General features: G+C 71.7%; 26 protein-coding genes. 7 read left to right on the top strand and 19 right to left on the bottom strand.

Translation table 11 applies throughout. From position 1 onward, the window contains the following. Positions 1-17: 17 nt before the first annotated feature. From purF to EUA06_RS04520, 10 genes are all read right to left on the bottom strand, one after another. Entirely contained in the window at positions 18-1,550 is a 1,533-nt protein-coding gene (gene purF / locus EUA06_RS04565) for an amidophosphoribosyltransferase (protein WP_129474378.1), read from the bottom strand. Positions 1,551-1,586: 36 nt separating this feature from the next. After that, complete coding sequence (locus EUA06_RS04560) at positions 1,587-2,081, bottom strand: (2Fe-2S)-binding protein (RefSeq protein ID WP_129473853.1); 495 nt, start codon at positions 2,079-2,081, stop codon at positions 1,587-1,589. Between the two features lie 10 nt (positions 2,082-2,091). Then, positions 2,092-4,440 (bottom strand): molybdopterin cofactor-binding domain-containing protein, encoded by a 2,349-nt coding sequence (locus tag EUA06_RS04555; RefSeq protein WP_242497972.1) that lies wholly within the window; start codon positions 4,438-4,440, stop codon positions 2,092-2,094. A 153-nt stretch (positions 4,441-4,593) separates the two neighbouring features. Beyond that, positions 4,594-5,634 carry an NAD(P)H-binding protein gene (locus EUA06_RS04550; RefSeq protein ID WP_165354253.1) on the bottom strand — a complete coding sequence of 347 codons (1,041 nt, stop codon included), beginning with the start codon at positions 5,632-5,634 and terminating at the stop codon, positions 4,594-4,596. Beyond that, complete coding sequence (locus EUA06_RS04545) at positions 5,631-6,098, bottom strand: SRPBCC family protein (RefSeq protein WP_129473851.1); 468 nt, start codon at positions 6,096-6,098, stop codon at positions 5,631-5,633. The genes EUA06_RS04550 and EUA06_RS04545 overlap by 4 nt, the downstream gene beginning before the upstream one ends. Beyond that, entirely contained in the window at positions 6,098-7,444 is a 1,347-nt protein-coding gene (locus EUA06_RS04540) for a dipeptidase (protein WP_129473850.1), read from the bottom strand. Before EUA06_RS04540 ends, EUA06_RS04545 begins: the two co-directional genes overlap by 1 nt. Positions 7,445-7,467: 23 nt before the next feature. Continuing rightward, positions 7,468-8,274, bottom strand: a complete 807-nt coding sequence (locus tag EUA06_RS04535) for a GNAT family N-acetyltransferase (RefSeq protein WP_129473849.1) — start codon at positions 8,272-8,274, stop codon at positions 7,468-7,470. A gap of 10 nt (positions 8,275-8,284) precedes the next feature. Further along, on the bottom strand, positions 8,285-8,626 hold the full coding sequence (locus EUA06_RS04530; protein WP_129473848.1) for a sterol carrier family protein: 342 nt from the start codon (positions 8,624-8,626) through the stop codon (positions 8,285-8,287). A gap of 112 nt (positions 8,627-8,738) precedes the next feature. Next, complete coding sequence (locus tag EUA06_RS04525) at positions 8,739-9,587, bottom strand: prolyl oligopeptidase family serine peptidase (protein ID WP_129473847.1); 849 nt, start codon at positions 9,585-9,587, stop codon at positions 8,739-8,741. A gap of 10 nt (positions 9,588-9,597) precedes the next feature. Beyond that, a complete protein-coding gene (locus EUA06_RS04520) occupies positions 9,598-10,551 on the bottom strand; it encodes a helix-turn-helix transcriptional regulator (RefSeq protein WP_207208212.1) in 954 nt (317 codons plus the stop codon). A gap of 63 nt (positions 10,552-10,614) precedes the next feature. Here EUA06_RS04520 and EUA06_RS04515 point away from each other — a divergent pair, with 63 nt between their 5' ends. Together EUA06_RS04515 and EUA06_RS04510 are read left to right on the top strand one after the other, a co-directional pair. After that, on the top strand, positions 10,615-11,634 hold the full coding sequence (locus tag EUA06_RS04515) for an ABC transporter ATP-binding protein (protein WP_129473846.1): 1,020 nt from the start codon (positions 10,615-10,617) through the stop codon (positions 11,632-11,634). Next, complete coding sequence (locus tag EUA06_RS04510) at positions 11,631-12,380, top strand: ABC transporter permease (RefSeq protein WP_129473845.1); 750 nt, start codon at positions 11,631-11,633, stop codon at positions 12,378-12,380. The genes EUA06_RS04515 and EUA06_RS04510 overlap by 4 nt, the downstream gene beginning before the upstream one ends. Positions 12,381-12,481: 101 nt before the next feature. Here the strand turns inward: EUA06_RS04510 and purL are convergent, their stop codons facing one another. Beyond that, positions 12,482-14,710, bottom strand: a complete 2,229-nt coding sequence (gene purL / locus EUA06_RS04505; RefSeq protein ID WP_129474375.1) for a phosphoribosylformylglycinamidine synthase subunit PurL — start codon at positions 14,708-14,710, stop codon at positions 12,482-12,484. Positions 14,711-14,826: 116 nt separating this feature from the next. Beyond that, entirely contained in the window at positions 14,827-15,375 is a 549-nt protein-coding gene (locus EUA06_RS04500; RefSeq protein WP_129473844.1) for a TetR/AcrR family transcriptional regulator, read from the bottom strand. A 121-nt stretch (positions 15,376-15,496) separates the two neighbouring features. Between EUA06_RS04500 and EUA06_RS04495 the strand changes: the two genes are divergently transcribed. Continuing rightward, the gene (locus EUA06_RS04495) at positions 15,497-16,954 is read left to right on the top strand and encodes an MFS transporter (protein ID WP_129473843.1); all 1,458 of its coding nucleotides are present in this window, start codon (positions 15,497-15,499) and stop codon (positions 16,952-16,954) included. A gap of 83 nt (positions 16,955-17,037) precedes the next feature. Here the strand turns inward: EUA06_RS04495 and EUA06_RS04490 are convergent, their stop codons facing one another. Both EUA06_RS04490 and EUA06_RS04485 read right to left on the bottom strand, forming a co-directional pair. Then, positions 17,038-18,225 carry a hypothetical protein gene (locus tag EUA06_RS04490; RefSeq protein ID WP_129473842.1) on the bottom strand — a complete coding sequence of 396 codons (1,188 nt, stop codon included), beginning with the start codon at positions 18,223-18,225 and terminating at the stop codon, positions 17,038-17,040. A 2-nt stretch (positions 18,226-18,227) separates the two neighbouring features. Beyond that, on the bottom strand, positions 18,228-18,608 hold the full coding sequence (locus EUA06_RS04485; RefSeq protein WP_129473841.1) for a hypothetical protein: 381 nt from the start codon (positions 18,606-18,608) through the stop codon (positions 18,228-18,230). A gap of 147 nt (positions 18,609-18,755) precedes the next feature. On the opposite strand from EUA06_RS04485, the gene EUA06_RS04480 reads away from it, so the two are divergent. The 3 genes from EUA06_RS04480 to EUA06_RS04470 all read left to right on the top strand — a co-directional run bounded on the left by EUA06_RS04480 (position 18,756) and on the right by EUA06_RS04470 (position 21,707). Further along, positions 18,756-19,835 (top strand): WXG100 family type VII secretion target, encoded by a 1,080-nt coding sequence (locus tag EUA06_RS04480; RefSeq protein ID WP_129473840.1) that lies wholly within the window; start codon positions 18,756-18,758, stop codon positions 19,833-19,835. Between the two features lie 9 nt (positions 19,836-19,844). After that, complete coding sequence (locus tag EUA06_RS04475) at positions 19,845-20,243, top strand: hypothetical protein (RefSeq protein WP_129473839.1); 399 nt, start codon at positions 19,845-19,847, stop codon at positions 20,241-20,243. Between the two features lie 99 nt (positions 20,244-20,342). Then, positions 20,343-21,707, top strand: a complete 1,365-nt coding sequence (locus EUA06_RS04470; RefSeq protein WP_165354252.1) for a glycoside hydrolase domain-containing protein — start codon at positions 20,343-20,345, stop codon at positions 21,705-21,707. 4 nt (positions 21,708-21,711) lie between these two features. Here the strand turns inward: EUA06_RS04470 and EUA06_RS04465 are convergent, their stop codons facing one another. The 3 genes from EUA06_RS04465 to purS are packed head-to-tail and all read right to left on the bottom strand — an operon-like array spanning position 21,712 to position 23,077. Continuing rightward, positions 21,712-22,161 carry a DUF3817 domain-containing protein gene (locus EUA06_RS04465; RefSeq protein ID WP_129473837.1) on the bottom strand — a complete coding sequence of 150 codons (450 nt, stop codon included), beginning with the start codon at positions 22,159-22,161 and terminating at the stop codon, positions 21,712-21,714. Further along, on the bottom strand, positions 22,158-22,826 hold the full coding sequence (gene purQ, locus EUA06_RS04460; protein WP_129473836.1) for a phosphoribosylformylglycinamidine synthase subunit PurQ: 669 nt from the start codon (positions 22,824-22,826) through the stop codon (positions 22,158-22,160). Before purQ ends, EUA06_RS04465 begins: the two co-directional genes overlap by 4 nt. After that, positions 22,823-23,077 carry a phosphoribosylformylglycinamidine synthase subunit PurS gene (gene purS / locus EUA06_RS04455; RefSeq protein ID WP_129473835.1) on the bottom strand — a complete coding sequence of 85 codons (255 nt, stop codon included), beginning with the start codon at positions 23,075-23,077 and terminating at the stop codon, positions 22,823-22,825. The genes purQ and purS overlap by 4 nt, the downstream gene beginning before the upstream one ends. 131 nt (positions 23,078-23,208) lie before the next feature. Between purS and EUA06_RS04450 the strand changes: the two genes are divergently transcribed. Beyond that, positions 23,209-24,036 (top strand): DUF72 domain-containing protein, encoded by an 828-nt coding sequence (locus tag EUA06_RS04450; RefSeq protein WP_129473834.1) that lies wholly within the window; start codon positions 23,209-23,211, stop codon positions 24,034-24,036. Positions 24,037-24,046: 10 nt separating this feature from the next. Here EUA06_RS04450 and EUA06_RS04445 read toward each other — a convergent pair whose 3' ends face one another. Both EUA06_RS04445 and EUA06_RS04440 read right to left on the bottom strand, forming a co-directional pair. Further along, the gene (locus tag EUA06_RS04445; RefSeq protein WP_129473833.1) at positions 24,047-24,232 is read right to left on the bottom strand and encodes a hypothetical protein; all 186 of its coding nucleotides are present in this window, start codon (positions 24,230-24,232) and stop codon (positions 24,047-24,049) included. Further along, positions 24,232-25,794 carry a long-chain-fatty-acid--CoA ligase gene (locus tag EUA06_RS04440; protein ID WP_129473832.1) on the bottom strand — a complete coding sequence of 521 codons (1,563 nt, stop codon included), beginning with the start codon at positions 25,792-25,794 and terminating at the stop codon, positions 24,232-24,234. The genes EUA06_RS04445 and EUA06_RS04440 overlap by 1 nt, the downstream gene beginning before the upstream one ends. Positions 25,795-25,813 lie beyond the last annotated feature (19 nt).

Here is a 25,813-nt window from a genome sequence, read left to right as displayed (position 1 = left end):
ATGGCGGCGGGGTGCGGTCAGGGGTTGTTGAGGACCGGGAGTGCGCGGCCCATGGTCGGCGACTGCAGCGTGGACTCGAGCAGGTGCTTGCCGAGCAGGCTCTCGTCGGGGAGCTCGACGGGGTAGTCGCCGGTGAAGCAGGCGGTGCACAACGTGTCGCGCGTCTGCTTGGTCGAGTCGATCATGCCGTCGAGGGAGATGTAGCCCAGCGTGTCGGCACCGACGCTCGCGGCGATCTCCTCCGGCGTCAGGCCGTTGGCGATCAGCTCGGCGCGGGTGGCGAAGTCGATGCCGTAGAAGCACGGCCACTTCACCGGCGGGCTCGAGATCCGCACGTGCACCTCGCGGGCGCCTGCCTCCCGCAGCATCCGCACCTGCGCGCGCTGGGTGTTGCCGCGCACGATCGAGTCGTCGACCACGACGATCCGCTTCCCGCGGATCATGTGCTCGAGGGCGTTGAGCTTGAGCCGGATGCCGAGCTGGCGAAGCGTCTGGCTGGGCTGGATGAACGTGCGTCCGACATAGGCGTTCTTCACGAAGCCCTGGCCGAACGGGATGCCCGACTCCTCGGCGTACCCGGCCGCGGCGGGCGTGCCCGACTCGGGCACCGGGATCACGAGGTCGGCCTCCACCGGGAACTCGCGGGCGAGCTGGCGGCCCATCTCGACGCGCGACTCGTGGACGCTGCGCCCGCTGATCGTGGCGTCGGGGCGGGCGAGGTAGACGTACTCGAAGACGCAGCCCTTGCGGTCGGCCTCGGCGAAGCGGTGGGAGCGCAGGCCGTTCTCGTCGATGACGACCATCTCACCGGGCTCGATCTCGCGGACGACGCTCGCGCCGATCGTGGCGAGCGCGGCGTCCTCGCTGGCGACCACCCAGCCGCGGTCGAGGCGGCCGAGCACGAGCGGCCGGATGCCCTGCGGGTCGCGAGCGGCGAAGAGCGTGCCCTCGTTCATCCAGACGAAGCAGAAGGCACCGCGGACCTTCGGCAGGACCTCGAGGGCTCGCTGCTCGAGCGAGGTGTCCGGGTGGTGCGCCAGGAGCGCCGTGACGAGGCTGGTGTCGTTGGTCGAGGTCTCCACGTCGCGCGACTGGAGCGGCAGCTCGTCGTCGGGCCCGGGCAGGTCGCGCACCATCTGGGCGAGCTCGTGGGTGTTGATCAGGTTGCCGTTGTGGCCGAGCGCGATCGAGCCGTCGACGGTGGGGCGGAAGGTCGGCTGCGCGTTCTGCCAGGTGGAGGCACCGGTCGTGGAGTAGCGCGAGTGACCGATCGCGAGGTGGCCCTTGAGCGACTCGAGCGTCGACTCGTCGAAGACCTGCGAGACCAGGCCCATGTCCTTGTAGACCAGGATCTGGCGGCCGTTGCTCACCGCGATGCCGGCGGACTCCTGGCCTCGGTGCTGGAGGGCGTACAGCCCGAAGTAGGTCAGCTTGGCGACGTCCTCGCCCGGCGCCCAGACACCGAACACGCCGCAGGCGTCCTGCGGGCCCTGGTCCTGGGGGTCGAGCGCCGTCGTCAGGCGGCCGTCGCCACCAGTCCGCTTGCTCATCTGGTAGGGCACGACCCGCAGTCTACGGCCGACGGCTCACATCCTCGACGCGCCGTCCGTGATCGCCTCGCGGATCCGGGTGTAGGTCCCGCAGCGGCAGATGTTGCGGATCGTGTCGAGGTCGGCGGAGGTGACCTGGCGGCCCTCGGCCTTGACCCGGTTGACCAGGGCCACGGCCGCCATGATCTGGCCGGGCTGGCAGTAGCCGCACTGCACGACGTCGCGCTCCAGCCACGCCTCCTGCATCGGGTGCAGGCCGTTGGCGCCGCGCTGCTGCTCGGTCACCTCGCCCGGGAGGCCCTCGATGGTGGTCACCTCGTCCTCGCTGCCGATACTTCCGACCGGCACGGCGCACGGGTTGAACGCCTTGCCGTTGATGTGCGACGTGCAGGCCTTGCACACGTTGATCCCGCAGCCGTACTTCGGGCCGGTGATGCCCAGCAGGTCGCGCAGGACCCACAGGAGTCGTACGTCGTCCTCGACGTCGACCGTGACGCGCTCGCCGTTGACGATGAAGGTCTGTTCAGGCACGAGGTGCTCCTCAGGAGATCAGGTCGAGGCCGTTGGTGGGCGACTCCGGGACCGGGGGGACGAAGGACTTGGGCTCGAACGAGAGCTGGTCGTGGTTGATCGGGAACTGCGTCGGCATGGTGCCGGTCGCCCGGGCGTACGCACACGCGACCGCGGCGAACGTCGCGGCGACGCCTGCCTCGCCGGCGCCGCCGGGGACCTTCTCCTCGGACGGCACCACGATCACGCGGACGTCGGGCGGGGTGTTCCACTGCCGCGTGTAGAAGTAGTTGTCCCAGCTCGCCTCGAGGAAGTGCCCGTCGCGCAGGTGGAGGCTGGACGTCAGGGCCAGCGCGATGCCGTCGTTGATCCCGCCCTGCATCTGCGCCTCGAGCCCGCGCGGGTTGATCGCGAGGCCCACGTCGATGGCGAAGGTCACGCGCGTGACACGCGGTCCGGTGACCGCGTCGCGGATCTGCCGGCCGGTCGTCGCGGGGCGGGTGTCGATCTCGACCAGGCAGGCCGAGACGCCCTTGTACTCCTTGTGGATCGCGATGCCCTGCGCGGTGCCGGTGGGCATCGACCGACCCCACTCGCCGGCCTGGGCGACGGTGTCGAGGACCGTGAGGAGCCGCTCGTTGCGCTGGAACTTCCGGCGGAACTGGTAGGGATCCATCCTCATCTTCGCGGCGAGCTTGTCGACGACGAGCTCGCTCGCGACGCGGACGTCGGGCGAGTAGATGTTGCGCATCGACCCCGTGTTGAAGCGGTCGTCGGTCTCGACGAGCGTCTGGGTCACGGCACCGAAGTCGTAGGGCACCTCCTGGGTGAGGGCGAAGATTGTCTCGGCGAAGCCGAGGTTGCCGACGCCGCCCGGGAGGTCCGCGGCGGCGGCGGTGATGATCTCGCCCAGCCCGTGGCGGAAGTCGGTCTCGACGCAGGTGAGCGACTGGTTGAACGCCAGCACGTTGGTGCCGCTCACCGTGGCCTGGACGCGGCAGGTGCCGAGCGGGTGCGTACGCCCGACGCGGGCGTCGTCGGCGCGGTGCCACATCAGCTTGACCGGCGCGCCCATCTTCTGCGAGATCTCGGCGGCCTCGAGCGCGGCGTCGAAGAAGAGCCGACGCCCGAAGGACCCGCCCGCCGTGACGACGTTGACCTTCACCTTGTCGGGGCTCATCCCGAGCTTGAGGGCGATCTGCTGCTGGGCGACGATCGGCGACTTCAACCCCGACCAGATGGTGGCGCCGTCGGGCCGGACATCGGCGATGGCGCTGTTGGTGTCCATCGCGGAGTTGCTGCGGAACCAGAAGGTGAAGTCGCCCGAGACGGTCTGGGCGAGCGGGGTGTCGGGGAGCTTCGGCATCGGCAGCTGCGCGGAACGGACCTTGCGCAGGATCGTCGCGTCGCTCTCCCCCGCGACCGGCCCGGCCTTCCAGGCCACGTCGAGGGCGCGCACGGCGTCGATGCACTGGCCGAACGTCGCGGCACGCACGGCGACGCCGGTGCTCACCTGGGCGACGTGGGTGACGCCGGGCATCGCCTCGACCTGGGCCTGGTTGCGTACGGACACGGGCGTGCCGTTGAGCGTGGGCGCCCGGCACACCATGGTCGGCAGCGCGTCGGGGACTGCGACGTCGGTGGTGTAGTCCTTCTGGCCGGTGACGGCGGCCAGGGCGTCGATGCGGTTGGTCGGCGTGCCGATCACGCTGAACTCGGCCTCGGTCTTCAGCTCGACCTCGACGGCCCGGCTCCCGGCGCTGCCCGCGGCCTTGACGGCCAGCTCGCCGTAGGTGACCGAGGATCCGTTGCGCGCCGTGATCACGCCACCCTTGGCGACGAGGCCGGCCACGGTGTCGCCGAGGACGATCGCTGCCGCGTCGAGCAGCGTGACGCGGGCGACGGCGGCCGCGACCCGGATGGGGGTGTACGTCGAGATCGTGGTGTTGGAGCCACCGGTGAGCTGGTTGAAGAGCAGCTCGGGGCGCGCCGGCGCGAGCGTCACCCGCACGCGGTCGACGGGCAGGTCGAGCTCCTCGGCGATCAGCATCGCGGTCGAGGTGGTGATGCCCTGGCCGACCTCGGCGCGCGGCAGCTCGAAGCTCGCGGTGCCGTCCTCGTTGATCGTGACGGTGATCAGGTTCGCGGTCGGCCGCGCGGCGTCGGTGAGCATGTCGTTGAGGTCGTAGAGCTCGGCCGGCTGCGGCAGCGTCGGGATCTCCGCGTTCGCGGGCGGGGGGTCGGCGAGCACGAGGTCGGCGGCGGCCACGAGCGTCGCGCCGCCGATGACGTAGCCGACGAACCGCCGGCGGTCGACGGCGTACGGCACCGGGGTGGCGGAGGTCTCGAAGGGTTCGCGTTCGCGGGGGTCAGTGGGCACCGAGTTCACCCGATCTGTCGACCGCGGCGGCCTGCTGCGGCGGAAGGTCCCTCCCCAGGAACGCCCTCCACTGTGACAGTCATGCTGTCACCGTTCAAGGTCTGTCCCACCTCGCGATACCTGCCGAGGTGACGATCGGCGTGCGCCGCGTCCTCAGATGTCGGGGAGGAGGGTCTGGATGCGGTGGAGGGCGAGCCGCGCAGCCGCGCGGGTGGTGGCCGGCATCGGCAGAGCGTCGAGGAGACGGTGCGGGCGCGTCCACGCCGGGTCGGAGGGCAGCGCGCCCTCGGGTCCGTCGTACGCCGGATCGCTCGCGAGGCCGACTGCCTCGGCGAGGCCGAGCAGGGGCGCACCGTCGCGCGGCGCCCAGGTCTGGCCGGGGCGGCAGACCATGTCGTGGTGCAGCGACTCGATCAGCGACGTGACCGTGTGGAACGGCGCGGTCGTGGCCAGTGCGGTGGCGAGCCCGACGAGCCCGCTGGGGGCGACCGGTGCGGGCAGGCGCACGCGGGAGAGGCCGGCGCCGCGGGAGCAGGCCCTCATCAGGCGGGGGTAGGTGAGGACGTCGGGGCCGCCGATGTCGACCGCGCCGCGCGGACCGTCGTCCTCGAGGGCCTCGGCGATCGCGCGGAGCACGTCGGAGACGGCGATCGGCTGGACCGAGTGGTTCATCCAGAGCGGCACCGGCTGCACGACGAAGAGCGTCGCGATCTGGCGGATGATCTCGAACGAGGTCGACCCGGCGCCGATGACGACGCCGGCTCGCATGGCCGTGGCCTCCGCGCCGGTGCGGAGCAGGATCCGCTCGACCTCGAGGCGGCTCGTGATGTGGGCCGACAGCTCGCTCTCGGGCGCGTCGGGCACCAGGCCGGACAGGTAGACGAGGCGGCGTACGCCCTGCTCGTCGACGGCGGCCGCGACGGTCTCGGCGCCGAGGCGGTCACGGTCGGTGAAGTCGCTGCGCTGCAGCGAGTGGACGAGGTAGACGACGGCGTCGACATCGCGCACCGCCTGTGCGACCGATGCCGCGTCGGTCACGTCGCAGCGGACCGCCTCGACCCGCTCGTCCCAGCCGAAGCGGTCGGGGTCGGGCGGCGAGGACGACGCCGCGACGACCTCGTGGCCGAGGTCGAGCAGGTGCGGGACGAGGCGCGAGCCGACGTAGCCGGTGGCGCCGAGGATCAGAACCCTCACGCTTCGCCCAGGTGCTTGAGCAGGTTGCGGGAGAAGACCGCGCCCATGTGCTTCACGACCCCGGCCATCACGCGCTCGACCGCCGGCCGGGCCAGACCGGGGAGCGGGAGGCTGCAGGCGATCTCGAGGTCGATGCCGACCTCGGTGCCGCCGCCCGCGTGGTCGGAGAGGACGTAGGTGCCGTTGACCGAGGTCATCTCGTCGGACCGCGCCGGATCATGGGTGAACTCGATCCGCTCCTCGGGGTGGAGCTCCATCACCTCCGTGAAGGCCGGCGCCACCGACAGCCCGAGCACCGGGATGGTGGCCAGGCGCCACACCCACCGGTCGCCGTCGACGGTGATCGAGGTGACGTAGGGAGTGATCTTCGCGATCAGGTCGGCGTCGGTCAGGGCGGCCCACACCTCGCTCCGCGACGAGCGAAGCACGGCGGATGAGCTGTTGCGCGCACGGAAGGTGGCCATCAGCGGGGGAGCTCGCCGAGGTTGCGCAGCAGGAAGGCCTCGGCCTTGACGACCTTCTCGAACTCCGCGAGGTGCAGGCCCTCGTTGGCGCCGTGGGCGCGGGTGTCGGGGTCCTCGACGCCGGTGACGAGCACGCTCGCCTGCGGGAAGGCCTCGAGGAACTCGGCGATGAACGGGATGGAGCCGCCGACACCCATGTCGACGGGAGCCGTGCCGTCCCAGGCCTCGGCGAACGCGGCACGCGCGGCGTCGTACGCCGGTCCGCTCGCGTCGATCTGCGTCGCCTCGCCGGTGTCGACGACCGTCGTGGTGAGGGTGGCGCCCCACGCGACGTGCTTCTCGAGGTGGGCCTGGAGGGCCTGCACCGCGTTGGCGGTGGTGTCGCCGGGAGCGATTCGGAGGCTGATCCGGCAGCGGGCGGCCGGGACGAGGGTGTTGGAGGCGCCCTCGACCTTGGGTGCGTCGAGGCCGGTGATCGAGAGCGCGGGCTGGGTCCAGAGCCGCTCGACGACGCTGCCGGTGCCGATCCACTCGATGCCCTCGGCGGCGCCGGACTCGGCGCGCAGCCGGGCCTCGGGATACTCCACGTCGGCGGCCGGACCGGAGTGGAGGCCCTCGATCGCGACGCTGCCGTCGTCGTTGTTGAGGCTGGCGATGAGGCGGCTCAACGTCATGATCGAGTCGGGCACGAGGCCGCCCCACATGCCGCTGTGCACGGCATGGGTCAGAGTGCGGACCTCGACGTCCATCCGCACCAGGCCGCGCAGGCTCGTGGTGAGCGCGGGCTCGCCGATGTCCCAGTTCCCGGAGTCGGCGATGACGATCACGTCGGCCTCGAGGCGGTCCTTGTGGGCGTTGAGCAGCTCGACGAGGGTGTCGGAGCCGACCTCCTCCTCGCCCTCGATGAACATCACCAGGTTGACCGGCAGCTCGTCGCCGAAGATCCGGACCGCGCCGAGGTGGGCGGCGATGCCGGCCTTGTCGTCGGCGGCACCTCGGCCGTAGAGCCGGTCGCCGCGCTCGGTGGGCTCCCACGGCGGGGAGTCCCAGTCGGCGTGGTCGTTCTCCGGCTGGACGTCGTGGTGGGCGTAGAGCAGGACGGTGGGCGCACCCTCGGGGCCGGCCTTCTTCGCGATCACGGCCGGCGGGGCACCGTCGTACGCCCGCACGATCTCGGCCTCGAAGCCCTCGGCCGCGAAGAGGTCGCGCGTCGCCTCGGCGCTGCGCTCGACCTCACCGGCGCGAGCCGGGTCGGCGGACACCGACTCGATGCGGACCAGGTCCTCGAGGTCGCGGCGGATGCCGGGCATGACCTCGGCGAGACGAGCGGGGATGTCGACAGTCATGTGGACACCCTAGGACGGGGTCCTCAGGCGTCCATCGACGCCCACTCGCCGCTGCGCTTCTCCATCATCAGCTGGCGCTCGAGGTCGGCGAAGCCCAGCCGGCGGTAGATCCCGATCGCGTCCCCGTCGGTGTCGGCGACGATGACGAGGGTGCGTACGCCGAGCCGGTCGAGGCCGTGCTGACCGGCCGCGTGGACCACGGCCGCGGCAAGGCCCTTGCGACGGTGGTCGGTGTGCGTCTCGACGCTCTGGTAGCGCGCGACGCCCTCCTCGGTGACGAAGATGCCGGCCGTCGAGACGAGCGCGCCGTCGACGAACGCGCCGAACCGAGTGCCGCGACCGGCGTCGACGAGCCGGCGCTCCTGGGCGTTCTTCTGGCGGGCGAACGTCATGAACGCCTCCTCGGACGTCTGCGGGTAGAGCTGCTGGCTCAGCCGCGCCCGCGCCTCCCAGTCGTCGTCGCTCGTCAGCTCGTGGAGCTCCGCCTCGACCTCACGGGGTGCGACGAGCGAGCCGGCCGTGAGCACCGTGGCGACGTCCACCGTCATCCCGGCGGCCTCGAAGGCGGCGCGTGCCTCGTCGGTGAGGTCGGCGGTGTCGATGCCGATGCTGACGTGGTCGGCCAGCGGGAACTCGGTGTGGAACGCGCCCACCACCTCCTTCTCCCCACCCGGCACGGGCGGCTGGGCGAGGAGGATGAAGTTGCCCCAGAAGTAGGACGGGTTGTCCGGCGAGCGGACCACCAGGTGCGTGCCGCGGTCCTCCACCACGCTGCCCGAGGAGGTCAGCAGGGCCAGGTCGGTGCGGAAACCGAGGGAGCTCACGTGCATGGTGCGGAGGCTAGTCCGTCGTGAGGGGCAAGTAGGTCGACAGGTCGGTGCGCTCGCCGCTGGCGACGACCTTGCCGCTGTCGACCGCCTCGTGCCAGGTCGTACGACCGGTCGCGACCGCGAGCCAGGTCTCGGCGTCGGTCTCGACCACGGCCGGCGGGGTGCCCCGCGTGTGACGGACACCCGGAACCACCTGCACCGCGGCGAAGGGCGGTACCCGGACCTCGACCGACCTGCCGGGGGCGCGCTGCTCGAGGACGGCGAGGTAGTGCTTGACCAGCGCCTTGGTGTCGGAACTGGTGTCGGCGACCGCGAGCTGCTCGGGGGTGAGGACCTTGAGACGGGCGGGCACGTGCCGAGGCTATCCGGCGGCGGTCCTCCACAGCCCTGTCGGAATAGTCCGCTGCAGATGGCCGGTGTTGTTGGCTCCGAGCCCGGCTCTTGCAGCGGACTATCCCGGTGGGTCAGCCGATGGTGTCGAGGACCTTCACGCAGGCAGCCCAGGCATCGCTGGTCGGCTCGATGACACCGAAGTGCCCGCCCGCCACCTCGACGAGGGTCGCCTCGGCACCGGCCGCGGTGGCCGCCTCGACGTAGGTCGTCGCCTGGCTGAACGGCACGATGTCGTCGTCGGTCGCGTGGACCGCCCACATCGGCACGTCGAGCGGCACCTGCGTGAGCGGGTCCGCCTGGTCGTACGCCGTCTCGCCGGCGTCGCCGAGGAACGCGGCTGCGGCGTCGGCGCCGAGCCCGTCCGCGACCGCGGCCTCGAGGTCGAGCACCCCGGCCTGGCTGATCACGTGGGTGAGGGCCGGTCCGTCGGCCCAGCGGTCGAAGCGTTGGCGAGCGCCCGCCCAGGTGGCGAGGTGTCCGCCGGCGGAGTGGCCGAGGGTGATCACCGGCCCGTCCGCGTCGGCCGCGACCGCACCGATGGCTGCGTGGATGTCGTCGAGGGTCTCGGGGAAGCCGCCGCCGTTGCCGACCCGGCGGTACTCCACGTTGGCCGCGGTCCAGCCGCGCCCGACGAGGTCCAGCGCCAGCGGGGCGCCGTACTCCGCGCCGTACTCGGCCTTCCAGAAGCCGCCGTGGATCACGACGACGAGCCCGCGGCTCGTGCCGTCGGGCGTGTGGACGTCGACCCACTGACTCGGGTCGTCGCCGTAGGTGATCCGCTCGAGTCCGCCGGCCACTGGTTGCTCCCCTGCATCGGTCGTCCGCGAGCCGGGCGGCCCGGGCTCGGAGGCGCATCCCGCCAGCGCCGCGACGCCGAGCCCTGCGAGCAGGGCGCGCCGGTCGAGCCGGAGGTGGGCCATGGCCCAGAGACTAGGGGCTGGCCGTCCGCGAGAACCGCGCCCCGACCTCGGCGACCTTCTCGGCCAGCTCGGGCGGGGACTCGACCACGAACTCCGCGCCCGAGCCTGCCACGACCATCACCGGCCAGTCGAGGTCGTCGACGTTCATCTCCAGCAGGCACCCGTCGCCGTCAGCGGTCACGGTCCCCCACCGGCCCACCTGCGTCGCGAGGTCGTCGGCCGGCATCGCCAGCCGCACGCGTACGGCGTAGCGCTGGGGCATCCGGCGGATGCCCTGCTGCACGAAGGCGAGGGCGTCGGCGGCGGGGAGGTCGCGGGCCCGGAAGCGCTGGCCGGTCGGCTCGGGGGCGGAGATCCGGTCGAGGCGGAAGCTGCGCCAGTCCATCCGGTCGCGGTCCCACGCGACGAGGTACCACCGGCGGCCGAGGCTGACCAGGCGGAGCGGCTCGACCCGGCGGTGGGTCACCTCGGCCTCGCGCGCGGTGTAGTCGAAGCGCAGCAGCTCGCTGTCGCGGCAGGCCTGGGCGAGGGTGGTGAGGACCGTGGCGTCGAAGACCGGCGCGCCCTCCCACGGTCCGGGCGCGTCCGTCTGGCTCGCGACCGCGTCCATCTGGCGGCGCAGCCGTGGCGGCATCAGGGACAGCACCTTCGACAGCGCCTGCACCGACCAGTCGTCCATCCCCGCGACGGCGCCGGCCGCCGCCGTACGCAGCCCGACGGCGATCGCAACGGCCTCCTCGTCCTCGAGGAGCAACGGTGGCAGCGACCCGCCGGCCCGGAGCTGGTAGCCGCCGGCAGCACCGCGGACCGCGTCGACGGTGTAGCCGAGCTCGCGCAGCCGGTCGACGTCGCGGCGCAGCGTGCGCGCGCTCACCTCGAGCCGGTCGGAGAGCTCCGGCCCCGGCCAGTAGCGGTGGGTCTGGAGCAGCGACAGCAGTCGCAGCATCCGTTCGCTCGTGCTCATGAGTCCGAGAATAATTCACAATGCGGTCAGGAACTGACCTGATGCGTTCGTAGCGTCATCCCCATGACCACCACCCACACAGGACCGGCGATCGTGACCCGTGGCCTGACCCGCCACTTCACCTCGCGCAAGCAGACCGTCGAGGCCGTCCAGGGCCTCGACCTCGAGATCGGGCAGGGCGAGCTGGTCGCCTTCCTCGGGCCCAACGGGGCCGGGAAGTCGACCACGCTCCGGATGCTCACCACCCTCATCCCACCCACCTCCGGCACCGCATCGGTCGCCGGCCACGACGTGGTGACCGGCCAGCGGGACGTGCGCCAGGCGATCGGCTTCGTCGGCCAGGGCAACGGCGCCGGCCACCGGCAGCTCGGTCGCGACGAGCTGATCAGCCAGGGCCGCGCCCACGGCCTGTCGCGCGCCGACGCCCACCGCCGCGCGGGCGAGCTGATCGCCGACCTCGACCTCGAGGCCGTCGCCGACCGCAAGGTCTCCTCGCTCTCCGGCGGCCAGCGGCGCCGGCTCGACATCGCGATGGGACTGGTGCACCTGCCGCGCGTGCTGTTCCTCGACGAGCCGTCGACCGGCCTCGACCCGCAGAACCGGATCAATCTCCAGGAGCTGATCCAGCGCCTCCACGCCGAGACCGGCAGCACCGTCGTGCTCACCACCCACTACCTCGAGGAGGCCGACGCGCTCGCCGGTCGGGTGATCGTCGTCGACCACGGCCGCGTCATCGCCGACGACTCGGCGGCGCGGCTCAAGAGCGGGCTCGGTGACCTCGTACGCCTCGGCTTCGGGTCGGCGTCCGACGCGGCCCGCGCGGCCGGCCGGCTGTCACGGGTCCCGGACTCCCGCGTCGACACGTCAGCCGAGACCGTCGACCTGCGGGTCAAGGACGGCTCCGCGATGGTCGGTGAGGTGCTGGCCGACCTGGCCGCGGACGGCGTACCCCCGACGCGGGTGGAGGTCGCCCGGCCCACCCTCGACGACGTCTTCCTCGACCTGACCGGTCGCAGCCTGCGCGAGACCCAGCAGACCCCCGAGCCCACCGCCACCGAGATCGAGAGCGAGGTCGCCGCATGACCACCTTCGTCGCCGACACCCTGAACGTGATGAACCGCGAGCTCAAGCCTGTCTGGCGCGAGCCGATGGCCGTGGTCTTCGCGATGATCCAGCCGCTCGTGTTCCTGGGGCTCTTCGCGCCGCTGCTGCCGGAGATGGCGACCGGCGGCTCGGCCCTGCAGTGGTTCGTGCCCGGCATCGTGGCGATGACCGCGCTGATGGGCGCGTCCTTCACCGGCTCGAACCTGATGGAGGAGATGCAGTCGGGCTCGCACGAGCGCCAGCTGGTCTCGCCGCTCGGCCGCCCGGCGCTGCTCGTCGGCCGCGCGCTCAAGGAGGTCGTGCCGATGCTGATGCAGGTCGCGATCATCGTCGCGGTCGTCACGCCGTTCAGCTTCGACCTCCACCTCGGCGGGGTGCTCGCGGCGGCCCTCGTCCTGTCGCTCTTCAGCATCGGCGTCGGCGCGCTGTCGTTCGCCCTGGCGCTGGCGTCGAAGGGCCAGGACTGGATGTTCTGGACGATCCAGCAGACGCTGCTCTTCCCGGCGCTGCTCACCGCCGGCGTGCTGCTGCCGATGGACGGCGCGCCCCAGTGGCTGGAGATCGTCTCGACGCTGAACCCGATGACGTACGTCGTCGACGCGGTGCGCGCGCTCTTCGCCGGCACCTACCCGGCCGACGTGGTCGCGCAGGGTGTCGCAGGCGCGGCGGTCGTGGCGGTGATCGGGCTCTGGGTCGGCGTACGGGCGATGCGTCGCTCGAGCTGAACGATCTGTCTCCGTTGGCGGTCACCGGATATCCGGTGACCGCCACGCTTGTCAGCCCAGATCTGGGGGGCGAAGCGTGGAACTTGGGTCCGGAGGTCGCCTCAGGAGCCGAGGGCCGCCGGCAGGGTCGCCTGCCAGGCCGCCTTGGCCTCGGCGACGGGGAGGACGAAGACGCCCTCGACCGAGAGGATCTCGCCGCCGGTCTGCCCCAGCGGCGTGATCGGTACGCCGTACTGCTCGGCGAGCGCGACCAGCGTGTCGACCTGAGCGTCGGTCGCCGTCACCAGCACCCGGGCGGTGGACTCGGAGAACAGGGCGACGAAGGGATCGCCGGCGAGCGAGACCGAGGCGCCGATGTCGCGGGCGAAGGTCGCCTCGAGCAGGGCCTGGGCGAGGCCGCCGTCGGAGAGGTCGTGCGCCGAGGTCACCACGCCGTCGCGCGACGCGTCCTGCAGCAGCGACGCCAGCGCCTGCTCGGCGGCGAGGTCGAGCCGCGGCGGCAGGCCGCCGAGGTGGCCGTGGACGACGTGCGCCCACTCCGACCCGGAGAGCTCGTCGCGGGTCTCGCCGAGCAGGAAGACCCGCTCGCCCGCGGCCTGGAACCCGGTCGGCGTACGACGCGTGACGTCCTCGATGACGCCGAGCACCGCGACCACGGGGGTCGGCAGGATCGCCGTCTCGCCGGTCTGGTTGTAGAGGCTGACGTTGCCGCCGGTGACCGGCACGCCGAGCTCGAGGCAGGCGTCCTTGAGGCCGCGGCAGGCCTCGGCGAACTGCCACATCACGTCCGGGTCCTCGGGCGAGCCGAAGTTGAGGCAGTCCGACACCGCGAGCGGGCGCGCGCCGCCGGTGGCGACGTTGCGGTAGGACTCGGCCAGGGCCAGCTGCGCGCCCGTGTAGGGGTCGAGCTTGGCGAAGCGGCCGTTGCAGTCGGTGGACACCGAGACGCCGAGGTTGGTGTCGGCGTCGACGCGCACCATGCCGGAGTCGGCCGGCTGCGCGAGGACGGTGTTGCCCTGCACGTAGCGGTCGTACTGGTCGGTGATCCACGACTTGTCGCAGAGGTTGGGCGAGGCGACGAGGCGGAGCACGGTGTCGCGGAGCTCGTCGGTGGACGGCCGCGCCAGGCGCGAGGCGTCGTCGGCCTGCAACGCGTCCTGCCAGTCGGGCCGGGCGAAGGGGCGGTGGTAGGTCGGGCCGTCGTGCGCCACCGACCTCGGAGGTACGTCGACCACGCGCTCGCCGTGCCAGTCGATGTGCAGCCGCCCGGTGTCGGTGACCTCGCCGACCACGACCGCCTCGACGTCCCACTTCTCACAGATCGCCATGAACGCGTCGACGTCGCCGGGCTCGACGACCGCCATCATCCGCTCCTGCGACTCGCTCATCAGGATCTCCTCCGGGCGGAGGGTCGAGTCGCGCAACGGGACTTTGTCGAGCTCGACGTGCATCCCGCCGTCACCGGCGGAGGCGAGCTCGGAGGTCGCGCACGAGAGGCCGGCGCCGCCGAGGTCCTGGATGCCGGCGATCACGCCGGCCTGGAAGAGCTCGAGGGTGCACTCGATGAGCAGCTTCTCCATGAAGGGGTCACCGACCTGGACGCTCGGCCGCTTGGCGGGCCCGCCCTCGTCGAAGGTCTCGCTCGCCAGGACGGACACCCCGCCGATGCCGTCGCCGCCGGTGCGCGCGCCGTAGAGCACCACCTGGTTGCCGGTGCCGGTCGCGTTGGCGAGGTGGAGGTCCTCGTGGCGGAGCACACCGACGCAGAGCGCGTTGACGAGCGGGTTGCCGGCGTAGGTCTCGTCGAAGACCGCCTCGCCGCCGATGTTGGGCAGGCCGAGGCAGTTGCCGTAGCCGCCGACGCCGGCGACGATCCCGGGCAGCACGCGCGCGGTGTCGGGCGCGTCGAGCGGGCCGAAGCGCAGCGGGTCCATCACGGCGACCGGCCGCGCGCCCATCGCGAGGATGTCGCGGACGATGCCGCCGACCCCGGTCGCGGCGCCCTGGTAGGGCTCGACGAACGACGGGTGGTTGTGGCTCTCGACCTTGAAGGTGACCGCGTAGCCCTGGCCGATGTCGAGGACGCCGGCGTTCTCACCGATGCCGGCGAGCATCTTGCCGACGGGCGTCTCCTGCGGGATCTCGGAGAACTGCTTGAGGTGCACCTTGGTCGACTTGTAGGAGCAGTGCTCGCTCCACATGACCGAGTACATCGCCAGCTCCGAGCTCGTCGGGCGGCGGCCGAGGATCTCGCGGATCCGGGCGTACTCGTCGGCCTTCAGGCCGAGCTCGGCCCACGGCTGCTCGTGCTCCGCGTCGGCCGACGCGATCGCGACCGTGTCGAGGGTCCCGGAGGCACCTGAGCTGGTCGGCTGGGCAGTGGGCGTAGAACGGGGGGCGGCGCTCGTGTCGGGCACGGCAGCAATCTACCGGCGGCTGCGCCGTCCTACTTCAGCAGTCCGTCGGCGACGACCTCGAGCATCGGGCGCACGGCCACGGGGTCGAGCTCGGACTGGTCCGCGACGGCGGCGATGCCGCCGACGAGGCGCGCGACCTGCAGCGGCGTGACGTCGTCGCGTACGGCGTCCTCGTCCCGCAGCCGGTCCAGGACCCGGCCGCCGGCGGACTGCAGCACCTGGCACTTGGTGCGGATCGGCGAGGCGTCGTCGCCCATCGCTCCGGTGATCTTGGCCGGGCCGCCCTTGTGCACGCTGATCAGCCGGACGTACTCCTCGAACCAGTTGAGGAGCACCTCGCGCGGGCCGCCCTCGTGGGTGAGCGCCTTGTCGGCCGTGTCCTCGACGTGGTCGACCCACGCCTGCATCACCGCGTCGATCAGGTCGTCACGCGTCGGGAAGTGCCGGTAGAGCGTGCCGGGACCGACCCCGGCGTCCTTGGCGATCTGGTCGAGCGAGGTGTCGTAGCCCCGCTGCCGGAAGGCGGTGCGAGCGGCCTCGACGATGCGGTCGTAGTTGCGCTTTGCATCGGCACGCACCGGAAATCTCACCTCGAGGCTTGCTAAACGGAGACAGTCTCCGTATTGTCGTGGAGGAAGCGGAGTCACCCTCCGGATCTACTGTACCTCGGCCCACGGGGCCAGAACAGGACCCATCCTCATGTCATCCCTCACCGCCCGCGAGCTCCCGACCGAGCTCCCGCCGCACGCCGGCCGCGCAGCCGCCGGCATCGCGATCGTCCTGGTCGCCCAGCTGATGATCGTGCTCGACGCCACCGTCGTGAACGTGGCCCTCCCCCGCATCGACGAGGACCTGACCTTCGGACCGGCGGGCCTGTCGTGGGTGCTCAACGCCTACACCCTCGCCTTCGGCGGACTGCTGCTCCTCGGCGGGCGACTCGGCGACGTCTTCGGTCGCCTGCGCGCCTTCCAGGCCGGCCTCGCGATCTTCACCGTCGCCTCGGCGCTCGGCGGGTTCGCGCAGACCCCCGGCCAGCTCGTCGCGACCCGCGCCCTCCAGGGCGTCGGCGCCGCGCTCGCCGCGCCGAGCGTGCTCGCCCTCCTCACCACGAGCGCTCCCGACGAGGCGGCCCGCAACCGCGCCTTCGCCCTCTTCGGGGCGGTCTCCTCCGGTGGCGCGTCCATCGGCCTCATCCTCGGCGGCCTGCTGACCGACGTCGGGTCGTGGCGCTGGACGCTCTTCATCAACGTGCCGCTCGGACTCGTCGTCCTGCTCCTCGTCGGCCGCTTCGTCGACGAGACGCCCCGCCGCTCCGGTCGCTTCGACCTCGTCGGCGCAGCGAGCGCGACCATCGGCGCGGTCTCCCTCGTCTGGGCGCTCATCGGCGCACCGGAGCACGGCTGGGGCTCCGTGCGCACCGTCGGCGGGTTCGTCCTCGGCGCCGCGCTGCTCCTGCTGCTCGCCCGCACCGAGGCGCGGCACCCGCACCCGATGGTGCAGCCGCACCTGGTCCGCAGCCGTCGTCGCGTCGGCGCGCTCGTCGCGATGGCGCTGATCATCGGCGCGAACCTGTCGATGTTCTTCCTCGTCGTCCAGTACATCCAGCTGGTGCTGGGCTTCGGCCCGCTCGCCACCGGGATCGCGTTCCTGCCCTTCACCCTCGGGATCTTCGGGATGTCTCGGATCACGCCGTGGCTGATCGCCCGCGTCGGACCGCGCGCGATGCTGCTGGCCGCGACGTCGGGACTCGTGGTGGCGTACGCCTGGCTCAGCGGCGCCGGCACGGACGGCACCTATCTCGGCACGGTGCTCGGCCCGACGCTGATCGCCGGGCTCGCGACCGGGCTGGCGTTCATGCCGATCACGGCCACGGTGCTCGCGGGTGTCGAGCACGAGCACGCAGGATCCGCGTCGGGCCTGCTGCAGACCACGCAGCAGCTCGGCAGCGCGGTCGGCGTCGCGGTGATCGTCTCGGTGTACGCCGCCGGCGCGGAGCCGGGCCAGTTCGTCCCGGGCCTCCAGCCGGCGCTGCTCACCTCCGCCGGCTTCGCGGCCCTGGCGCTGCTCGTCGCGGCGACCGTGCTCCGCAGCCCGCGGGCCGAGGTCGAGGCGCTCGCCGCCGAGCAGGAGCCCGAGCTGGTCGCCGAGGCGGCCTGACCCCAGTGCCGACCGGGCACTTCCTCGCGCTGACACGCGGCGACCGGGCGATTCCTCGCTCTCGATCGCGAGGAAGTGCCCGGTCAGCGCTTTCGATCGCGAGGAAGTGCCCGGTCAGCGCTCGGCGGCTCCTCCCCAGGCGCGACCTCCACGACGATGATCGCCGGCCGCTCGTCCTCGCCGGCCCGCTCGTCCTTCCTGTCCTTCTTGCCGGCGCTGCCCGACGGGTCGGGCTTCCCGGTCCGCTCCGCCTCGCGCTCGGCCTTGCGCGCGGCGCGCTCGGCGCGCTTGTCCTCCAGCGCGGCGCGCTTCGCGTCCCGCTCGGCCTGCTTGGCCCGGGCCGCCGCGGCGGCGTCGTCCTCGCCCTCGAGCCGCGGGGTCGAGAGCCGCCGGGCACCGGCGCGGCCGCTGGCCATGCCACGCGACATGGTGCCGGCGCGTGCACCCATCGCCCCCATGCCCATGCCACCCATCGGCGGCGTCGTGCCGGTGGCCGCGTTGCGGCCGCTGCCGCGGCCGGTCAGACCGCCCGCCGCCGCGGCGACGAACGGGGTCAGCGCCGCGGCGGACAGCCCGGTCAGGTGCGGCATGTCGACCGAGATGGGGGCGACGGGCGGCAGGCCGGCCGCCGTGACGCCGGACTGCGCCGAGCCCGGCACCGACGTCGAGGGAAGCACGGTGCCTACCCCTGACTCCTCCACGACGGATCCGAATCCGGGCCCGATGCCGGGCCCGACCCGGCGACCGAACATGCCGCCCGTCAGGGTGGTGAGCTCGGTGCGGACCATCACGAACTCGGCACGGGACGCGCGCAGGCGCGAGCTCTCCTGGTCGAGGGAGAGGGCGAGTCGGCTGCGGATCTCCTCGGTCTCGACCTTCCCGTTGTCGACCTTGCCGCGGCCCTCGTCGTCCTCCGGCGAGAAGACGAGGACGCGCGACTCACCCACCACCTGGTGCGGGATCAGCGCGACCTTGGTCCACGCCTGGTCGAGCTCCTTCTGCGACGAGGTGAGGATCGAGCTGATCGCCCGCAGGGAGCCGGAGATCTGGCCGGCGAGCGTCGTGAACCGGTCGAGGTTGACCAGCACCTGGCGCCGGTGCTGCTCATAGCTCTCAGCGGCTGCCGCGTCCCAGCCCTCGGTCGCCCGCAGTGCGGCGTCGACGATCTCGTCCCCGCGGCGAGCCATCAGCGCGCCGACCTCGACCCACCGCGCGGCCGCGACCTCGAGCGGACGCACGTCGGCGCGCAGCTCCCACGGGTTGGCCGGCACGGTCAGCGACCTCCGCGTCCCGGCATCGTGCCGAAGCCCTCGTCCGAGATCTGGTGGGCGGCACGCGCCAGCTCGGAGGCGACCGCGTCGTCGGCGCGTACGGCGTCCTGCGCGGCGTCGACCAGCCCCGTGATCCCGACGTCGAGCGCCTGGGTCAGGGCGGTCACGACCTCGCCGGCGTCGGCCAGCGAGTCGGCGTAGGACGCGGTGACGTTCTGGGCGCCGGTCGCGTCGCCGAGCCCGGCGCACGCCTCGGCCAGGTCCTCGGCGGCGGCCTGCCAGTCGAGAGCCATCGCGGTGAGGATGCCCTCCGAGGACGCGGCGAGCTCGACCAACCTGGTCGGGTCGACCTGCATCAGGGCTCGCTTGCCACCTTCGCTCACTCCAGCGGGATACCCGCGCACGTGAGGCCCAAACACCCGACCTCGAGCGCTGGGTAAACAAATGTGGAGGGGCGGTTTCGCGGCCGGTCGTTCGGGGAACGTCGACTGGCACAGCCCCCTGCCACTCGGACGCACCCAGGAGCCGCGATGAACGCCGTGATGACCGTCGACCTCTCCGAGCTCGACGCCTGGTCCGCCCAGGTGCAGCGGGCCAGCGACGACCTCACCGGCATCGCCCGCAACGGCGGCAACGCGCTCGTGCAGACGGACTTCGGGCCGATCCTCGAGACGATGATGGGTGCCTACAACTCGTTGCTGCCCTCGGTGCACCAGTCGCTCGAGGACAACGGCACCGGGATGCGTGACCACGCCGAGGCGCTCAGGGCGACCGCCCGCGACTTCACGCTGACCGAGGACGGCGTCGTACGCCGCCACAACGCGCAGGGCACCGACGGCCGCGACGGCACGGTCAACTTCTTCGATGTCGCCGACACCACGATCCGGCGCGCGGGGCCGACCGAGACGAGCCTGCCGCAGATCAGCTTCGGCTTCCCCTACGACACCGTGTGCGACCTGGTGCGGATGCTCACCGGCTTCGACATCCGCGCCGAGCTCGCCGAGAAGATCGGCGGCGACGTGGTCGGCGCCTCCTCGCAGGGGTCGTCCTTCGGTGCCCTCGGGCAGTCGATGAAGGGCGTCGCGAGCAACCTGCAGAGCGGCGGCCAGACCATCTCGAACACCTGGCAGGGTGGCGCCTCGGACGCGGCGATCAAGCAGATCGGCACCTGGGTCGGCTCGCTCAACACGCAGGCCGGCCAGCTCGTGCAGATGGGTCAGAACGTCGTCCAGATCTGCAAGGACGCCTGGCAGACCGCGCTCTCGGTGGTGCAGTGCGTGAAGTCGGCCGTGCAGACCGTGTCGTCCGCGCTCGCCACGATGAGCATCCCGGGCGTCGGCTGGGCACGCGTCGTGCAGGCCGTGTGGCAGGCGTTCCAGGCCGTGATGAAGGCCTACAAGGCGATCATGAAGCTGATCAACATCCTCAAGCAGGTCAAGTCGTTCATCGAGACCGTGAAGAACTTCTTCGACGGTGACAAGGCGCCGGTCTCGACGCCGACCGCCCCGACCTCGACCGGTGCGCCGAGCAGCGTGACCCGTGATCCGAGCTCGATCACGACGCCGACGATCGGCCAGCGACCGGCAGCGGTGACGGTCGTCCCCGCGTAGCCTCGCCCCATGAACGATCCCCGCAGCCAGCAGGAGATCCTGGCCGCCATCAGCGAGGCCCGCGAGGACCTGTCGACCAGCCTCGCCGACCTCACGGAGACGGTCGACGCGTTGAACGCGCGGCCCCTGCTGACACCCGAGGAGAAGGAGGCGCTCGAGGCGCAGGCCTCCTCCGGCGAGCTCGGCGAGGACATGAAGACGCTCGTGGAGAAGATCCGGGGTGGTGAGGACAGCTGGGAGCAGGTGTTCTCCGGCGACTCCCCCAACGCCACCCTCCTGCAGGGGCACCTCAACCGGATGGTCGAGGAGCACAAGGAGGACATCGCACTCGCTTTCGAGGAGCTGGTCGAGGCCGAGGAGGCCAAGGGCAACTTCCTCCTCGACGAGGTGCCGACCAGCGAGAGCTGAACTACGGCGCTGTAGTTCAGCCGTTGCTCTGTGACGGGTGTGACGGGTGTGGTTTCCTTTTCGGGCCGCACCTTCCCCAGTCGTGGAGCCACCATGCGTATGCCCGCCCCGAGCCGTGCCTCGCGACGGCTCGTCGCCGCCCTGGCGCTCGTCCTCGCCGTGCCCCTCTCCGGGATCGCGCCGGCGACCGCCGACGACGCGGGGACGACGCCTCGCCTTGCCTCGCAGCGGCAGATCGCGCTGGCCACGCCCGGCGACTTCACCGGGCACGGCTTCGACCAGTGCGTCGCCCCGACCCAGACCGCGATGGACACCTGGTGGGCGAAGTCGCCCTTCTCCGCGGTCGGCATCTACATCTCCGGCGACTCCCGCGCCTGCCGTACGCAACCCAACCTGAGCCCGGCGTGGGTCGCCGCGCAGGTCGCTCGCGGGTGGCGGCTCCTGCCGATCGCACTCGGCCCGCAGGCGTCGTGCCAGCCGCGGTTCCCGCGCTACAAGGACGACTTCAAGATCTCCAACAAGCCCGCGAACGCCTACGCCGCGGCCGCCGCCCAGGGCACCGTCGAGGCCGACAAGAACGCCGCGGACGCGATGGCGTACGGCATCGGGCCGGGGAGCACGATCTGGTACGACCTGGAGGGCTTCGACCTCACCAACACGGCGTGCCGCGAGTCCGCGCTGGTCTTCACGTCAGCCTGGGTGAGCCGCATCAAGGCGCACGGCTACGTCGCCGGCTTCTACTCCAGCGCCAGCTCGGGCATCAAGATGCTCGACGACGCGCGCACGCAGCGTCCCGGCCAGTTCTCGCTGCCGGACCGGATCTGGATAGCCCGGTGGGACGGCAAGGCCGACACCTCGACGACGTACATCCCCGAGGACGGCTGGCGTCCCGGTGGCCGGATGAAGCAGTACCGCGGCGGCCACAACGAGACGTGGGGCGGCGTCACGATCAACATCGACAGCAACTTCATCGACCTCGGTGCCGGATCTGTGCCCGCACCCGAGGGTCGCTGCCCCGGGACGCGGCTCGGCTACTGGAAGTACCCGACCCTCACGCCGACCTCGGCGCAGCCGACCCGCGTCAAGGTGCTGCAGTGCCTGCTCACCGAGCAGGGCACCTACTCGGGTCCGGTCAACGGCTCGTACGACGCCGCGACGATCGCGGGTGCGCGGGCGTGGCAGGCCAGCCGGCGGTTCACGCCGAGCGACTCCTTCGAGAAGCGGCACTGGACCGCGCTGCTGTCGGCGGGTGTACGCACGATCGTCAAGCGCGGCTCGGTCGACGAGTCGGTGCACCGGCTGCAGCGCGCGCTCAACGCCGCGGGCGCCGGCCGGTTCCGCGCGAGCGGCGTGTTCGACGCCAAGACCGAGGCCGCCCTCCGCAGCTACCAGTCGCGGTTGCGCATCACGGTCTCCGGCGTGGCGACGCCGCAGACCTGGAACAAGCTCCAGCGCGGGCTCTGACCCGTCAGGCCGGCGGTCCGACGACCAGCGCGGCACCGGTGAGCGCGGCGACCGCGACGACCAGCAGGCCGGCCGCGAGCCGGTGGTGGCGCAGCAACCAGCAGACCGCGCGCTGGGGAGCCGTCGGGCTGTCGTGGCGCGAGAGCCACTCGTCGCCGAGCAGCCCGCGCCGGTCGGCGTACCTCTCGAAGAGCAGGGTCGCGAAGGGCGGCACGGCCGCGACCAGTCCGAGCGCGAGGCGAGACAGCGACCACCGCTGGTCGACCGCGACGACGACGGTGACGAGGCAGTAGGCGATGAACACGACGCCGTGCACCATCCCGAAGACCTGGACGCCGAGCTCGGTGGTCTCGGTGACGTACTTGAGGAACATGCCCGTCAGCAGCAGCGCCCAGGTGATCGCCTCGGTGACCGCGAGCCCGCGGAAGACGCTGCGCGGGGTCCAGGTGCTCATGCGAAGACGTGGGCGGCGAGCGAGGTGAAGAAGCCGAGGCCGTCGGTGCCGGGACCCGTCAGGTCCTCGACCGCGTGCTCGGGGTGGGGCATCAGGCCGACCACGTTGCCGCGCTCGTTGGAGATGCCGGCGATGTCGCGCAGCGAGCCGTTGGGGTTGTCGTCGAGGTAGCGCGCGACGACAAGGCCCTCGCCCTCGAGCCGGTCGAGGGTGGGCTCGTCGGCGACGAAGCCGCCCTCGCCGTTCTTCAGCACGATCGTGACCTCGGCTCCGGCGGCGTACGACGACGTCCACGGGGTGTCGACGCGCTCGATGCGCAGCCGCTGGTCGCGGCAGACGAACTTGCGGTGGTCGTTGCGGATCAGCGCGCCGGGCAGCAGGTGGGACTCGCAGAGGATCTGGAAGCCGTTGCAGATGCCGAGGACCGGCATCCCCGAGCCGGCGGCCGCGATCACCGAGCTCATGACGGGTGCGAAGCGGGAGATCGCGCCGCAGCGGAGGTAGTCGCCGTAGGAGAAGCCGCCCGGCAGCACGACCGCGTCGACGCCCTTGAGGTCGTCGTCACCGTGCCACAGCGCCACGGCCTCGTTGCCGCCGATGGTGACCGCGCGACGCGCGTCGCCGTCGTCGAGCGAGCCGGGGAAGGTGACGACTCCGACCTTCATGCCTGCTCTCCGGGGGCGTGCACCTCGAAGTCCTCGATCACCGGGTTGGAGAGCAGCTTCTCGGCCATCGCGCGGACCTCCTCGAGGAGGGCGTCGCTCGGCTCGCCGTCGAGCTCGATCTCGAATCTCTTGCCCTGGCGTACGTCACTCACGCCGGCGAAGCCGAGGCGCGGGAGGGAGCCCAGCACCGCCTTGCCCTGCGGGTCGAGGATCTCGGGCTTGGGCATGACATCGACGACGTAACGCGCCACGGGGTGCTCCCTGCTGGGCCGGTCTGGACGGTGCGCCACCATTCTAGGGAGTTTCGCGCACCACTTCGGGGTCGGGTCCGAGCACCGGAGGCGCGGGCGTTGCCTCCGCCCGGATCGGGGTACGTCCGACCATGATCCGCTTGGGCATCTCGGGGTGGCGGTACGCCGGCTGGCGCGGCGTCTTCTACCCGGAGGGCCTGCCCCAGCGGCGCGAGCTCGAGCACGCGGCGGCGCGTCTCACGTCTGTCGAGGTCAACGGCTCGTTCTACTCCCTGCAGCGCCCGTCGAGCTGGCGGTCGTGGGCGTCCCAGGTGCCCCAGGACTTCGTGTTCGCCGTGAAGGGCCCGCGCTACATCACGCACATGAAGAAGCTCGTGGACGTCGAGGCGCCGCTCGCGACCTTCCTCGCGACCGGCGTGCTGTCGCTCGGTGACCGGCTCGGCCCGCTCCTGTGGCAGCTGCCGCCACACCTCGGGTTCCACCCCGACCGCCTGGCCGCGTTCTTCGACCTGCTCCCCCGGCGCACGTCGGACGCGTCGGCGTACGCAGCCGCCCGCCACGACCCCACCAAGCTGCGGGAGCCGGCCGACACCGGCAATCCCGTCGATCAACCGTTGCGGCACGTCCTCGAGGTGCGGCACGACTCCTTCCGCACGCCGGAGTTCTGCGAGCTGCTCCGCGCTCACGACATCGGGATGGTCGTCGCCGACTCCGCGGGGACGTGGCCGATGTTCGACGAGGTGACCAGCGACCTGGTCCACGTGCGCCTGCACGGCGACGAGGAGCTCTACGCGAGCGGCTACAGCGACGAGGCGCTCGACCGCTGGGCCGAGAGGGTGCGTGAGTGGGAGGCGGCTGGCCTCGACGTGTACGTCTACTTCGACAACGACGCCAAGGTGCGCGCCCCCTTCGACGCGATGGCCCTGCAGGAGCGGCTGGGGATCGACCCGCAGCACTAGCAGGCGTACGTCACTCCCGGCGGCGGACGGCGACCACGATCAGGCCGACGCCGAAGCCGGCGAGGATCGGACCCAGCACGGCCCACAGCGTCTGGTCGGTCATGGCGCTGCCCTGGATGTAGCCGAGGCCCTGGAGGGTCCAGATCGCGCCGACGACGATCATGATCGCGCCGAGGGCGATCGGGAGCGGCCGCATCAGCTGAGCTCGCGCTTGAGGATCTTGCCGGTCGCGGTCATCGGGAGGGCGTCGACGAACTCGACGATGCGGGGGTACTTGTAGCCCGCCATCTGCTCCTTGCCCCACGCGACCAGCTCGTCCTCGGTCACGGTCGCGCCGTCGGTGCGGATCACGACGGCCTTGATCTCCTCGCCGTGGCTCTCGTGGGGCACACCGATCACGGCGGCGAGCGAGACGTCGGGGTGCGTGAGGAGGACCTCCTCGATCTCGCGCGGGTACACGTTGTAGCCGCCGCGGATGATCATGTCCTTGGACCGGTCGACGATGTAGTACCAGCCGTCGTCGTCCGTGCGGCCGAGGTCGCCGGAGCGGAACCAGCCGTCGACGATCGCCTCGGCGGTCGCGTCGGGCCGGCCGTAGTAGCCCTTCATGATGTTGGGACCCTTGATCGCGATCTCGCCGACCTCGGCGTCGTCGGCGAGGTCCTCGCGGATGCCCGGCTCGGGGTTGATCAGCTTCATCTCGACGCCGGGGATGGGCTTGCCGATGGAGCCGACGCGCGCGGGCTCGCCCCACACCGAGAAGCTGGCGACCGGCGAGGTCTCGGACAGGCCGTAGCCCTCGAGGATCGTCACGCCGAAGCGGCGCTCGAACTCCTTGTGCACCTCGATCGGCAGCGCGGACCCGCCGGCCGCGGCGACGCGCAGGGTGTCCGCCAGCTTCTTCACCTCGACCCCGGAGTCGTCGAGGGCGCCGAGCAGCCCCCAGTACATCGTCGGGACGCCGGCGAAGAACGTGACGTCCTCGGAGTCCATCAGCGCGAGCGCCGGTCCGGCCTCGAAGCGCGGCAGCAGCACCACGGTGCCGCCGTAGGCGAATCCGGCGTTCATGATCACGGTCTGGCCGAAGGAGTGGAACAGCGGCAGCACGCACAGCAGGGTGTCGGGGTTCTCGGCGTCGGCGCCGAAGAGCTCCTCGCTCGCGAGCGCGTTGCTGATCATGTTGCGGTGCATCAGCTCGGCGCCCTTGGGCTGGCCGGTGGTGCCGGAGGTGTAGAGGATGACGGCGGTGTCGTCGTCGTCCACCTCGACGGAGTCGAACTGCGGCGACTGCCCCTGCAGCGCCTGGCCCAGCGTGGTGGTGCCCTCGATCGGCGACTCAGCCGCGGGATCGGCGGTGATCACGAAGAAGTGGTCGCACGAGTCGGTCTGCTCGAAGCCGGCGTGGCCCTCCGCGCCGATCGGCAGCTCAGGGGTGCCCTGGAAGCAGAAGTACGCCTTCGCGTCCGAGTCGTCGAGGTGATAGGCCACCTCGCGTCCCTTGAGGAGCACGTTGAGCGGCACGACCGTCGCCCCGGCCTTGAGGATCCCGTAGTAGACGATCGGGAAGTAGGGCAGGTTCGGGCAGCTCAGCGCCACCTTGTCGCCGGGCTCGATGCCGCGCGAGACCAGCAGGTTCGCCACCTGGCTGGAGGCGGCGTCGACCTGGGCGTAGGTGAGGCGGGTGTCACCCAGCACCACCGCCGTACGGTCCGGGTGGGCCTGTGCGGAACGCTCGAGCAGCGAGGAGAGATTCGACATGGCGCCAACCTACTCAGGG

The sequence above is a fragment of the Nocardioides glacieisoli genome (assembly GCF_004137245.1).
Lineage (GTDB): Bacteria > Actinomycetota > Actinomycetes > Propionibacteriales > Nocardioidaceae > Nocardioides > Nocardioides glacieisoli.
Note: the sequence above shows the minus strand (reverse complement) of the source record. Positions and strands in the feature narration are given on the sequence as shown.

What these genes read in the sequence shown, in the direction of transcription:
- purF (WP_129474378.1), bottom strand. Translation starts at nt 1,550, where the DNA reads ATGAGCAAGCGGACTGGTGGCGACGGCCGCCTGACGACGGCGCTCGAC.
- EUA06_RS04545 (WP_129473851.1), bottom strand. Translation starts at nt 6,098, where the DNA reads ATGGCCACCTTCCGTGCGCGCAACAGCTCATCCGCCGTGCTTCGCTCG.
- EUA06_RS04540 (WP_129473850.1), bottom strand. Translation starts at nt 7,444, where the DNA reads ATGACTGTCGACATCCCCGCTCGTCTCGCCGAGGTCATGCCCGGCATC.
- EUA06_RS04535 (WP_129473849.1), bottom strand. Translation starts at nt 8,274, where the DNA reads ATGCACGTGAGCTCCCTCGGTTTCCGCACCGACCTGGCCCTGCTGACC.
- EUA06_RS04525 (WP_129473847.1), bottom strand. Translation starts at nt 9,587, where the DNA reads ATGGCCCACCTCCGGCTCGACCGGCGCGCCCTGCTCGCAGGGCTCGGC.
- EUA06_RS04520 (WP_207208212.1), bottom strand. Translation starts at nt 10,551, where the DNA reads ATGAGCACGAGCGAACGGATGCTGCGACTGCTGTCGCTGCTCCAGACC.
- EUA06_RS04515 (WP_129473846.1), top strand. Translation starts at nt 10,615, where the DNA reads ATGACCACCACCCACACAGGACCGGCGATCGTGACCCGTGGCCTGACC.
- EUA06_RS04510 (WP_129473845.1), top strand. Translation starts at nt 11,631, where the DNA reads ATGACCACCTTCGTCGCCGACACCCTGAACGTGATGAACCGCGAGCTC.
- EUA06_RS04495 (WP_129473843.1), top strand. Translation starts at nt 15,497, where the DNA reads ATGTCATCCCTCACCGCCCGCGAGCTCCCGACCGAGCTCCCGCCGCAC.
- EUA06_RS04480 (WP_129473840.1), top strand. Translation starts at nt 18,756, where the DNA reads ATGAACGCCGTGATGACCGTCGACCTCTCCGAGCTCGACGCCTGGTCC.
- EUA06_RS04475 (WP_129473839.1), top strand. Translation starts at nt 19,845, where the DNA reads ATGAACGATCCCCGCAGCCAGCAGGAGATCCTGGCCGCCATCAGCGAG.
- EUA06_RS04470 (WP_165354252.1), top strand. Translation starts at nt 20,343, where the DNA reads ATGCCCGCCCCGAGCCGTGCCTCGCGACGGCTCGTCGCCGCCCTGGCG.
- EUA06_RS04465 (WP_129473837.1), bottom strand. Translation starts at nt 22,161, where the DNA reads ATGAGCACCTGGACCCCGCGCAGCGTCTTCCGCGGGCTCGCGGTCACC.
- purQ (WP_129473836.1), bottom strand. Translation starts at nt 22,826, where the DNA reads ATGAAGGTCGGAGTCGTCACCTTCCCCGGCTCGCTCGACGACGGCGAC.
- EUA06_RS04450 (WP_129473834.1), top strand. Translation starts at nt 23,209, where the DNA reads ATGATCCGCTTGGGCATCTCGGGGTGGCGGTACGCCGGCTGGCGCGGC.
- EUA06_RS04445 (WP_129473833.1), bottom strand. Translation starts at nt 24,232, where the DNA reads ATGCGGCCGCTCCCGATCGCCCTCGGCGCGATCATGATCGTCGTCGGC.
- EUA06_RS04440 (WP_129473832.1), bottom strand. Translation starts at nt 25,794, where the DNA reads ATGTCGAATCTCTCCTCGCTGCTCGAGCGTTCCGCACAGGCCCACCCG.